The sequence below is a fragment of the Mariniflexile ostreae genome (genome assembly GCF_042427585.1).
GTDB classification, from domain to species: Bacteria; Bacteroidota; Bacteroidia; order Flavobacteriales; family Flavobacteriaceae; genus Pseudalgibacter; species Pseudalgibacter ostreae.
The window spans coordinates 1-11,870 of the sequence record NZ_JBHMFC010000095.1; the positions used below are offsets into that span (position 1 = coordinate 1).

Consider the following 11,870-nt stretch of genomic DNA (forward strand, 5'->3'; position numbering starts at 1 on the left):
ATTTCTAACTTCTGTTCTAATGTCCATTTCCTGTATTTCATATCTCAAATATATGGGTTTTCAAATTTAAAATATCACTCCGAACTATTAAGGGGCTAAACTATGCAACAAGCTAAAACCAATTTAGAGTATGCTAATATTTATTCACCTATAAACGGTGTGGTATTATCTAGAGCTATCGACGAAGGACAAACGGTAGCGGCCAGTTTAAGTACACCAACGTTATTTACTATTGCTCAAGATTTAAAAGAAATGCAAGTAGAGGCCGATGTAGATGAAGCAGATATAGGACAAGTAAAAGAAGGGCAACGTGTTGAGTTTACAGTCGATGCCTACATAGGAGAAACGTTTCAAGGAGAAGTAACACAAGTCCGTTTAGACCCAACGGTGACTTCAAATGTGGTGACGTATACGGTTGTAATTAAGGCAGATAACCTAGATTTAAAACTGAAGCCAGGATTAACAGCAACCATTTCTATTTATACATTAGAATTAAATGATGTGTTAACTGCGGAAGCTAAAGCCATCAACTTTAAACCAGAAAGAGAAGTCTTTGCTAGCTATAATGAACAACATCAATTACCTGAAAATACAAGGAGACCTTCTAGAGAAGAAACCACGCTTTGGGTATTACAAGCGAACGGAGCAATTACACCTAAAGTAGTAACACTAGGAGCTAGTGATGGTGTTAATGTAGAAATATTGAGTGGTATTTCGGCAGGCGATCAATTAGTATATAGCTTAAAACGGGTTTCTAAATTAGAAGCAGCTACAGAGGAACAAAGTAAAAGTCCATTTATGCCACAAAGAGGTGGTGGCGGTAAAAGATAATACGATGAAAAAAGCAATCATAAAAATAGAAAACTTAAAACGAGAGTTTACCATGGGAACCGAAACGGTTCATGCCCTAAAAGGTATTTCGTTTGATATAAAAGAGGGCGAGTTTGTAACCATTATGGGGTCGAGCGGTTCAGGTAAGAGTACCATGTTAAATATTCTAGGCTGTTTAGATCAACCTACCAGTGGTAATTATGAAATTGATAGTGTTAAAGTAAAGAACCTGACTAGAAATGAATTGGCAACAATTAGAAATGAAAAGATAGGCTTTATTTTTCAATCGTATAATTTATTGGCAAGAACATCTGCTATTGAAAATGTAGAATTACCCTTGTTGTACAACAGCAAGGTTTCTACTGACGAACGCAGAGCGCGCGCCATTAAAGCCTTAGAAATGGTGGGGTTAGCAGAGCGAATGCATCATACACCATCGCAGCTTTCAGGTGGGCAGCAACAACGTGTTGCTATTGCTAGATCTTTGGTAAACAATCCCGTGATGATTCTTGCCGATGAAGCCACAGGAAACTTAGATACCAGAACGTCTTACGAAATTATGTCCTTGTTTCAAGAATTAAACAAACAGGGCATTACCATTACTTTTGTTACGCACGAACCTGATATTGCCATGTTTAGTAATCGAACCATCGTGTTAAAAGATGGGAATATTATGAAGGACTACACGAATGAGAATATCCAGTCTGCAGCAAATGAATTAGCTAAATTACCTAAACAAGACGATTAATTATGAGACTATTAAATTTATTTAAAATCGCAACAAAAGCCATCATTCTTAATAAAACAAGAACTTTGTTAACGATGCTTGGAATTATTATTGGAGTAGCCTCTGTTATCGCCATGTTGGCTATTGGAGAAGGATCAAAGGAAAGTATCCGTACTACTATTTCGGCTATGGGTTCTAACATGATTACCATTAAAGCAGGAGCAGATACGCGTGGCGGTGTTAGGCAAGAAGCTAGCGTCATGGAATCGCTAACTTTAAGTGATTATGAAGCGATTAAAGCACAATCGACTTTATTAAGTTATAGTTCTCCTGTGGTAGAAGGTAGAGGTCAGGTTATAAATGGTTCTAGTAACTGGCCATCATCCATTTATGGTGTAAATCCTGAGTATTTAAGCATTAAAGTGGTCGACTTACAAAATGGGAGCATGTTTACAGATGCAGAGGTGCAAACAGCATCTAAAGTTGCTGTAATTGGGCAAACCGTTGTTGATAATGTGTTTCCAGACGGGCAAAATCCTGTTGGCCAAATGATTCGTTTTAATAATATTCCGTTTAAGGTGATTGGTGTTTTAGAAGAAAAGGGTGAAAACACCTTTGGTCAAGACCAGGATGATGTGGTTATTGCGCCTTATACAACAGTACAAAAACGTATTTTGGCTATCGATCATTTAAATCAAATTATGGCATCTGCAATTAGTGAGGAAGAAGCGCCAAATGCGGTTTTAGAAGTTTCTAATATTTTGCGTGAACAACACAAATTAACGGAAAGTGATGCAGACGATTTTACGGTGCGTTCCATGGAAGAGTTAATTTCTACCTTTAGTTCTACCAGCGAAATGTTAACTATATTGCTAGTGGCAGTAGCTAGTATCTCCTTATTAATTGGTGGTATTGGCATCATGAATATCATGTATGTTTCTGTAAAAGAAAGAACAAAAGAGATTGGGTTGCGTATGGCTGTAGGTGCTAAAGGAGCAGATATTTTAATGCAATTTTTGATCGAAGCCATTTTAATAAGTATTACAGGTGGTGTTTTAGGGGTATTATTAGGACTCGGAGCAACCGTATTCATCGAAAAATTCTTAAATTGGCCTACAAGTGTGGCTTTGTATTCTATTATCATTTCTTTTGCAGTTTGTGCTGTAACAGGTATCTTTTTTGGATGGTATCCTGCACGAAAAGCATCGGCTTTAGATCCTATCACTGCACTGCGTTACGAATAATGAATTATAAATTATGTACAAGAAGAAAACAATAGCCATCTTTTCACATCTGTTGGTTTGGTTAACATTATTTTGTTTGCCATACCTGCTGTCCTATGGTCAAGATCAAGAAATTAATAGAGTTATTGCGCATTTTTGGATTCCTTTATTCTTTTCGGCCATTATCTTTTACCTCAATTACTTTGTATTGGTAGATCGTTTTTTGTATCCTAAAAAAATGCTACAGTTTGTTGGTGTAAACGCCATAATGATTGCTTTTTTCTTGTTTCTGAAGGAATATATTGAAGACAATTTTTTTCAGGATATTATAAAAAAACGTCTAGAAAACACAGAGCGAGTAGGCCCTCCTTTTAAAATAGGTGTTTATATACAAGTCCTGTCCTATATGGCACCTTTGCTATTTTCAATTGCTTTAAAAACCACACAACGTTGGAATAAAACCGAAGCCGAACGTAAAGAAGCAATTAATGTGAAGTTGAAATCAGAATTGCAGCATTTGCATTACCAATTACAGCCCCATTTCTTTTTTAACTCATTGAATAACATTTATGCACTAGTTGATATATCGCCAGATCAAGCGAAAACATCCATCCATAGTTTAAGCAAGTTGATGCGCTATATGTTGTATGAAACCCATGTAGAAACTATTCCTCTATCGAAAGAAATAGACTTTATGAAAAAGTATATCGATTTAATGAAATTAAGGCTTTCAGATAAAACAAATGTCCATTATCAGTTTCCTTCCGAAGAAACAGGTATTAAAATTGCTCCATTGTTATTTATTTCATTAATTGAAAATGCGTTTAAACATGGTGTTTCGGCAAGTAAAGAAAGTGTAATTACCATTCATATAAGCTCCCATAATAAAACGGTGATCTTTACTATTGAAAACGATAATTTTCCTAAAGAGACAGATGATAAAAGTGGTTCGGGAATCGGACTTCCTAATATTGAAAAACGTTTGGCGTTATTATACCCAAATAAAAACAGCTTTAAAACAGTTGTAGATAATAATCGTTATAAGGCACAATTAGAAATTGAAACAACCTAGAGTATGAGCAGTATAAAAATTACTTGTGTTATTGTAGATGATGAACCTATGGCGCTTAATTTGGTTGAAAGTTATGTTGAAAAAACACCTTTTCTGGTTTTAAAAAAGACATGTAGCAGTGCTATTGAGGCCATGGAATTTATAAAAACAGAACCTGTAGACCTCATGTTTTTAGATATTCAAATGCCAGATTTAACAGGCATTGCGTTTTCAAAAATGTTACCTAAAGATACACGTGTTATTTTTACCACAGCTTTCGATCAATATGCTTTAGATGGTTTTAAAGTTGAAGCTTTAGATTATTTATTAAAGCCTTTTGATTATGCCGAATTTCTTACTGCGGCAAATAAAGCACGCCTGTGGTTTAATTTGATAAAAGGAGCACAGCATAGCAAGGTTTCCGAAGAAAAAAAATTCCTGTTCGTAAAATCAGAATACAAGCAATTACGGATTAAACTGGAAGATGTTCTATATTTTGAGGGCCTTAAAGACTATATTAAAATCTGGATAAAAGACAACCCAAAGCCTATTTTAACGCTTATGAGCTTAAAAATGCTAGAAGAAGAACTGCCAAACACGCAATTTATGCGTGTACACCGTTCCTTTATTGTGTCTTTAAAAAATATTGATGAAATAGAGCGTAGTCAGATCATTATCAATACACAACGCATTACCGTTTCAGAGCAATACAAATCCAAATTCTTGGAATTTATCCATAAAAACTCTTTAGGTTAATCCCTAAGGCCATTTAAGCATCACAAGAAAATTATAATGCTTAAATACACGACTTCTAAACTATTAGAAAACGCGATATTTCTAAGCGAAAAACTTATGCTGCAATTAATTCTAGTTTTTTTGCGTATATACGACTCTAGATAATGCGCTATCAGTTTAGCCTATTTCTATAATAAAGAGCATGCTAAAATTGTTTTTATAACATTAGAAATGTAGGTTTTGGTTTCCATCATCTACAAAACTCTAAGATCAATAGAGATAAAACAAGTACCTGTCTATTTTGGTTTTTTTGCACATAAATATAAGATATCTTTAAACTATTACCCTAAAATAGGGTCTGAGTAATAACTCAAGTCGAAGCTAAAATCTTATAAATTATGAAAACACGTATTAAAACCTATGTCCTATCATCATTTGTTATGATGGTTTTTATGGCAGAAGCCACAGGACAAACACGCCGCAGTACCACTACAGTAACAACAACTGTTTCTAAAAACACGGTAAATAGACGTATTCCAAGCACCAAAGTGACTTATAAAACCCCGAAGCGTAAAGTGGTGTCAGTAAGAACTTTACCAAATAGAACGGTGGTGAAACAAAATGGACAAAATTACTACTATGCCAATAATAAGTATTACACACAATCTAGGGGCCGATATATTGTGATTGCGCCTAAAGTAGGGTTTAGAGTTGCTGTGTTACCTACACATTATAGAAGAATTATACATCACACAAACACATACTATAATGCACAGGGCATATTCTATATTCAAGTGAACAATGGTTATGAGGTGGTGGATCCAGAAGTGGGAACTATCGTTTATGAACTTCCGGCCGATTATGAAAAAGTAGTTATAGATGGGCAATCGTACTACGAATATGCCAATATTCTGTACGAAAAAATACAGGTAGATGGCACAAGAGCTTATGAAGTAGTAGGGATTATAGACATGGAGTAGCCACAAAGAAACACATTAGTTTAATAGCAGAAAAGGAGGTTTATAATTTTAAATAAGCCTCTTTTTTGATTTTGTTAGTTGAAGAAAGCCCTCTTGTAAACTAAAACCCACATAACGTAGAACGTTTAAAATGGGTAAAAGTGTGCTATAAAAGTTTTTAAAGAAAACTAAGCGAAATTACCTATAAATAGAAAACACCTTTTAATAGAGTTACTTTTTTTTAAACTTGTTAAGAAATTCAGCTTTTTTTTGAATATCTTGACAGCATTATAAAAAATCATTTAAAAACGGAGAACTCTTGAATATAACAGCAGCATATACCGACCTTTATCAACTTACCATGGCCCAAGTTTATTTTCGCACCAAACCTAAAGGACGTGCCGTGTTCGATTATTATTTTAGGCACAACCCGTTTGATGGTGGCTATTCTATATTTGCCGGACTTGAAGATGTGTTGCATATTCTTGAAACATTAACGTTCTCAGCTTCCGATATCGCTTACTTAGAGCAACATGGGTTTGAAGCAGAGTTTTTAGACTATTTAAAGAATTTCCAGTTTCAAGGCACCATTTACTCGAGTAGAGAAGGCGATGTTGTTTTTCCAAACCGTCCTATTTTACAAGTAGAAGCCAATATTATCGAAGCTCAGATTATTGAGACCCTTTTATTGAATCTTCTTAATTTCCAAACTTTAATAGCTACCAAAGCCAGTAGAATACGGTACAGTGCAGAGAATGGTGTGTTATTGGATATGGGATTACGCCGCGCCCATGCCACTGGTGGCTATTATGCGTCGAGAGCCGCCGCCATTGGAGGTTTCGATAGTACAAGTAATGTAAAAGCTGCCGATGATTATAATATTCCATCTTCCGGCACCATGGCGCACTCCTTTATACAAAGCTATGAAGATGAATTACAAGCTTTTCGCGATTTTGCGCAATGGCGCCCCATAAACTGTGTGCTTTTGGTTGATACGTATAGCACACTTAAAAGCGGTTTGCCAAATGCTATAACCGTTGCTAAGGAGATGGAGCATAGGGGAGACCGATTGCTAGGTGTTCGATTAGACAGTGGCGATTTGGCATACTTATCTAAAAAAACCCGAATCTTGCTAGACGAGGCCGGCTTGAGTTATGTGAAGATTGTAGCCTCAAATCAGTTGGATGAATTTGTAATAAAGAGTTTAAAAGAACAAGGGGCGCCCATTGATATTTTTGGTGTAGGAACCAATTTAGTTACGGGAAAACCAGATGCTGCCATAGATGGTGTTTATAAATTATCGGAATTTAATGGCGAGCCACGTATCAAGCTTTCCGAAAATATTATTAAAGTCTCGCTTCCTTATAAAAAACAGGTGTACAGAATGTTGGATGAAAACGGTATGTTTTATGGGGCAGACGCTGTAGCATTGTTTAAGGAAGAGCAAGTAGGAGAAATGGAACACCCTTTCGATATCACAAAAAGCTTAGATCTTAATCGGTTTAATCATGAAGCGCTACTTGAAAAGGTTATGGAACACGGTAAAAAAGTAAATCCAACGCGTTCTGTTACAGAAATTGCCCGCTATTCGAAATCGCGTTTAGAAAAACTCCCAGAGGAGTATAAGCGTTTTGATAATCCGCATATTTACAAAATAGGCCTTAGCATTAAGCTTAAACAAGAGCGTGATGCACTGGTTTTAAAACATAAATTTTAAATACCTATGCTGGGCTTATGCGTCCAATTCCTTCTTCAAGCTTATGAAGAAAATGTGTTTGGCTAACTTTATATAAAATCTCTAAAACTTAAAGATGAAAACGCTTCTTATTATTGATGTCCAGAATGACTTTATGCCCGGCGGAACTCTTGCCGTACCTAATGCCGATAAGATAATACCCGTAATAAATAGCATTCAACCTAAATTCGACTTGGTAGTTGCTGCACAAGATTGGCACCCTAAAGACCATGTTAGCTTTGCTTCCAATCACCAAAACAAAATTCCTTTTGATGAGATTGAGGTACACGGAAAACAACAAACTTTATGGCCAGACCACTGCGTTCAAGGTACAGAAGGCGCTAAGTTCCATGCAGCACTCCTTACTCAAAAATGGGAAGCTATATTTAGAAAAGGAACAGATAAATCTATGGATAGTTATAGTGCTTTTTACGACAATGGACGTTTAAAATCTACTGGGTTAATAGGATATTTAAAGGAGAAAGGAACAACCCAGCTTTTTTTATGTGGTCTTGCAGCAGATATTTGTGTTTATTTTTCTATCCACGATGCTTTTAATGAAGGATTTAAGTGCTTTTTTATTGAAGATGCTTCTCAACCTTTAGATTATGAGCAGTTTAATAAACAAAAGAAAGAGATGGAAAGCTTAGGTATTCAAGTGGTTTCCGCATCAAATATTTAATTTTCATACTTACCTCTATAGTTTACACTATTCTAAAATTCTTTAATTTTATTTTTAGTATACTGTATTTACAATCTGCTTCTTTATAAAAGGGTGGAAACACCCTACGTATTTCGGTTTATTTCCTTCATTTACAGGTTTATAGCTGTTGTATATTTACTTAAGTAAAATATATTAACCTAAAAAATCTTTAAAAATGAAAAAACTAGAAAGAATTTTGGAACAAGACCATTCCAAAAAAACCAAGAAAGAGCTTGTTGATTTATTGACGGGTATTCAAGAAGTTGTAGGTGATGATTTTTCAAAAATTACGGGCATTCAGATTAGTGAATTATCAAGAACCAAAAATGAAGACCTTATTGCCATTGTAGAGTCTTTTAAATATAATTATGATGTGAAATGGGAAGACCGTATTGAACATGCACCAGAATTGCTTAAAACTATTTTTGCGCAAATGGAAAACGATGAAAATCAGTTTTCTACGCTAGACGCCGCAGATGCAGATTTTGCTGCAGAGTTAGGGAGTATTGATTTTGAAAACCTAATTGGTGGCCCATTGAACGCCTGTGTAACGGCACAAGCCAATGCATCTATGTCTACCGTTAACTTTATTAAAGAGGTTGGTTTTACAGAAGATGGCGATTTGCGCATGGTGGATTTTTCATATACAAAAGAAGTCCCAGATCCTGACAATCCTGGAAGTACCTTAAAGGAAGACGTGGCTCTTAAAGTGCCTTTTGTATCTGTATTAAATATTCCGAGTTTACGTATTGAAACCTGTGAAGTAGATTTTAACGTCAAACTAAATTCTGTATACACTAAAGATGTTAGCAGCGAGTTTGGTATCGATGCAGGCGTTAGTGGGGGATGGGGGCCCGTAAAGTTTAAGGTATCTGCATCTTACAAAAGATCGTCTAGCACAGGTGTAAAAGTAGAGAAGGAGTATACGATGGGGGTAAAGGTTGTGGCAACAAACGACCAGATGCCTGGCGGTCTAGAAAAAGTTTTAGGAATTTTATCAGAATAAGGTGATGATCAAATTATCAGACTACATGGACTATCTTAATGAAGAGATAGTCCAAGCTAGAAAAAAAGCAGACGAACAAGCTGTTATGATGGCAAAGGAATACGCTAAGCATCCGTACCTAAAATATTTTAGAGTGCCACGTTTTACAATGCCTTCGGTAAAGCTTAGTATTCCTGTGAAGATTTCGGAGTTAGACGCAGATACTCGTTATAAATTTAAAATGGATGATGCCGAATTTATAAAAGACGTTAATACAAGAATTGAAAAAATTAATAAGGAGAAACAATTAAAGCTCATGTTTATCTCTAAAGAATCGCTGGAGGGCAATAATATGAAACGGGTTATAGCCCATTTAGAAGAAGGCAATTCTCAGGTTATAAACCAGCCCAACGATACCCTTTTAAAAGTAGATTTTAAAAAACCTGTTTTAGATTTAATCAAGATTAGAACCTTTAATGTTTCTGCAGATGTGGCATCGGTAGAAAATGAAGAACTGGAAAACATATTAAAAGAATCTCTTAAAAACAGATATAAGCCAGTGTCGTCAAAGCTTAATGCTATTTATTTTGATCCTGATACTAGCGATGAAAAAGATAAGGGTAAAATATTATTAACGCTCAATGTAGAGATGGTTGAAGAGGGTATTAGGATCCATCATGCTACCGATGAAAAAGGTAATAAAATTGAAGAAATAATTTTTGAATAATGACGGTACTCATTCATTTTAAAAAACAACATTTAGAAGGGTTTAATCAAGAGCTTATTTCTCAAAATGAAAAGTTCATTAGAAAGGAGTATGACTTAGACAAAACGCTCATGCATTTGCTAAACGATGTGCAAGCGTATTACGGACAGGTAGGAGAAAGTACATCAGAGAGCCAAATTAGTCAGTTAAAAACTTACTTAAACCTTGCTGTTTCTGGCATAGACCCTATAAGTTTAGAGCGTGTAAAGACTAGGCGACGAGATTTAATTCGCACGGCGTGTTTCCATTGTTTATCCAATTTAGGTGATGTATTGAGGCATTCGCTTCAAACGGTAGAGGATTTATTGTTTAGAGCTTCAGAAACGATCCATCAATTAATATTATCGGCCTTTCAATCTAAACTCCTTACAGACGCCCTCATAAAAAAAACAGACAACATCGAGAAGTGTACTGCTTTATGGAAATCCCTCAAAACAAACGAGCAAATCTCACTTATCGATAAGAAATTAAAATTAGATATTTTACAGGAAGATATTAGCATTTTAATTGATATGACATTTTCAAAACTTAAAAATTAAACCATATGGCCATCAATAAAACCTCAAATAAATATATCATTCAATTAAAGGATAATGAGCGTTCTACAATTAAAAGAACAGAAAGAGACCTTAGTATAAAACTCACATCATCTGCAGAGTTGAGTTCTAAACTACGTGCACAAGATATTTTGAACTCGGGAGATGGGTTGTTTTTAAAAAACCTAGGCTTAGCCATTGTGGACAATTATGAATTAGCAAAGCTACATAGGGTTACAAATGCGGCTTCCAATCCTATTATTTATTGGGAAGAAGAGCGCATGTTCACTCCAGTAATCGAACTGGATCTAATTCACGAGATGAAATCGCAAATCCAAGACCTTTCTGATAAACTAAGTCAATTAGAAGAGCTTGTTAAGGAAAACGAAATAATAAGCGTAAATCAAAATTACACTTGGGGGCTGCAAGCCATTGGAATAGAATCGAGTAAATACACAGGAAAAGGAATTGACATTTGTATATTAGATACAGGGTTTTACGCTAAGCATCCTGATTTTAAAGATAGAAATATTACAGGGAAATCTTTCGTGCCTGGAGAGAAATGGGATGTTGATGGTCACGGTCACGGCACACATTGCACAGGTATCGCAGCAGGTTATCTGTCGTTAGAGCATAACAAAAGATATGGTGTAGCCTACGAGTCCAATATCGTTATTGCAAAAGTATTGAGCGATTCTGGCAGTGGATCCACAAGTGCCATTATTGATGCTATTGACAATAGTCTGGAAAAAGGACATCAAGTGGTTTCTATGTCTTTGGGTGCTCCAGTTAAAATTGGTGAAAAGCCATCCCCTATTTTTGAACAGGTTGGCAGAAAGGCCTTAGAAAACAATTGCTTGCTTATTGCAGCAGCCGGTAATGATAGTAGCAGACCGGGGTTGCCTAAACCTGTTAGCAGTCCTGCAAATGCAGAATCTATAATGGCAGTAGCCGCTTTAGATCCATCCTTAAAAGTAGCGCTTTTTTCCAATGGTGGCATTAATGCTAGTAATGGTGGACGCGTAGATATTGCCGCACCAGGGACTAATGTGTTTAGCTCATCGTCAAAAAATGCTGGAAATGGCGACTTATATAGAACAAGGAATGGCACGAGCATGGCAGCACCCCACGTAGCAGGCTTAGCGGCGCTATACTGGGAAGCGTATCCTAGCTTATCGGCCGAAGGTATTTGGTTGAAATTAGAAAAGCGAGCCAAACATTTAACAAATCAATTGCTTAGGGATGTGGGGCAAGGTCTTGCTCAAACTTTTTAAATGAGAAATCACTTATGAAAACATACATGGTAATTTTAAAAGATGATGTGATTTTAAACACAGATATTTTTAATTATTTTATTGAGATGGACTGTGCTATAGTAGATTACTATCCTAGATTTAAAGCTCTTAAATTAGAAAGTAAGAAAGCATTAAAACAAACGGCTTTAAAATATATTAAGTCTATAGAAGAAGAAAAAAACTTTAATTTATAAAGATTCTTAAATTTACATCAATTTCAGGGTCGTGTTAACTTTTTAATTATAAAATTTAAAAAAAAATAAAAATACGATAATAAGTACTAGTACTTAACAGGTTGTTTAAATATCTACTTAAAAGGATAGG

General features: G+C 35.6%; 12 protein-coding genes and 1 pseudogene. All 13 read left to right on the plus strand.

Going from position 1 to position 11,870, the window contains the following annotated elements; genetic code table 11:
* Positions 1 to 99: 99 nt before the first annotated feature.
* Positions 100 to 831, plus strand: a pseudogene (locus ACFFU9_RS13600) (efflux RND transporter periplasmic adaptor subunit); the annotation flags it as partial.
* Positions 832 to 835: 4 nt separating this feature from the next.
* The gene (locus ACFFU9_RS13605; protein ID WP_379862029.1) at positions 836 to 1,579 is read left to right on the plus strand and encodes an ABC transporter ATP-binding protein; all 744 of its coding nucleotides are present in this window, start codon (positions 836 to 838) and stop codon (positions 1,577 to 1,579) included.
* A 2-nt stretch (positions 1,580 to 1,581) separates the two neighbouring features.
* The gene (locus ACFFU9_RS13610; protein WP_379862030.1) at positions 1,582 to 2,802 is read left to right on the plus strand and encodes an ABC transporter permease; all 1,221 of its coding nucleotides are present in this window, start codon (positions 1,582 to 1,584) and stop codon (positions 2,800 to 2,802) included.
* 13 nt (positions 2,803 to 2,815) lie between these two features.
* Complete coding sequence (locus ACFFU9_RS13615) at positions 2,816 to 3,853, plus strand: sensor histidine kinase (protein WP_379862031.1); 1,038 nt, start codon at positions 2,816 to 2,818, stop codon at positions 3,851 to 3,853.
* Between the two features lie 3 nt (positions 3,854 to 3,856).
* Positions 3,857 to 4,588, plus strand: a complete 732-nt coding sequence (locus ACFFU9_RS13620; protein WP_379862032.1) for a LytR/AlgR family response regulator transcription factor — start codon at positions 3,857 to 3,859, stop codon at positions 4,586 to 4,588.
* A 377-nt stretch (positions 4,589 to 4,965) separates the two neighbouring features.
* Positions 4,966 to 5,547: a DUF6515 family protein gene (locus tag ACFFU9_RS13625; RefSeq protein WP_379862033.1), complete on the plus strand. Its 582-nt coding sequence runs from the start codon at positions 4,966 to 4,968 to the stop codon at positions 5,545 to 5,547.
* Positions 5,548 to 5,845: 298 nt separating this feature from the next.
* A complete protein-coding gene (locus ACFFU9_RS13630) occupies positions 5,846 to 7,243 on the plus strand; it encodes a nicotinate phosphoribosyltransferase (protein WP_379862034.1) in 1,398 nt (465 codons plus the stop codon).
* A gap of 94 nt (positions 7,244 to 7,337) precedes the next feature.
* Positions 7,338 to 7,943, plus strand: coding sequence for a bifunctional nicotinamidase/pyrazinamidase (gene pncA / locus ACFFU9_RS13635; RefSeq protein ID WP_379862035.1), 606 nt, complete (start codon positions 7,338 to 7,340; stop codon positions 7,941 to 7,943).
* 196 nt (positions 7,944 to 8,139) lie between these two features.
* On the plus strand, positions 8,140 to 8,970 hold the full coding sequence (locus tag ACFFU9_RS13640; protein ID WP_379862036.1) for a DUF2589 domain-containing protein: 831 nt from the start codon (positions 8,140 to 8,142) through the stop codon (positions 8,968 to 8,970).
* 4 nt (positions 8,971 to 8,974) lie between these two features.
* Complete coding sequence (locus ACFFU9_RS13645) at positions 8,975 to 9,676, plus strand: hypothetical protein (protein ID WP_379862037.1); 702 nt, start codon at positions 8,975 to 8,977, stop codon at positions 9,674 to 9,676.
* Complete coding sequence (locus ACFFU9_RS13650) at positions 9,676 to 10,254, plus strand: hypothetical protein (protein ID WP_379862038.1); 579 nt, start codon at positions 9,676 to 9,678, stop codon at positions 10,252 to 10,254. Before ACFFU9_RS13645 ends, ACFFU9_RS13650 begins: the two co-directional genes overlap by 1 nt.
* Positions 10,255 to 10,259: 5 nt before the next feature.
* The gene (locus ACFFU9_RS13655; protein ID WP_379862039.1) at positions 10,260 to 11,525 is read left to right on the plus strand and encodes a S8 family serine peptidase; all 1,266 of its coding nucleotides are present in this window, start codon (positions 10,260 to 10,262) and stop codon (positions 11,523 to 11,525) included.
* Positions 11,526 to 11,539: 14 nt separating this feature from the next.
* Positions 11,540 to 11,740 carry a hypothetical protein gene (locus tag ACFFU9_RS13660; RefSeq protein WP_379862040.1) on the plus strand — a complete coding sequence of 67 codons (201 nt, stop codon included), beginning with the start codon at positions 11,540 to 11,542 and terminating at the stop codon, positions 11,738 to 11,740.
* The last annotated feature ends 130 nt before the right edge of the window (positions 11,741 to 11,870 follow it).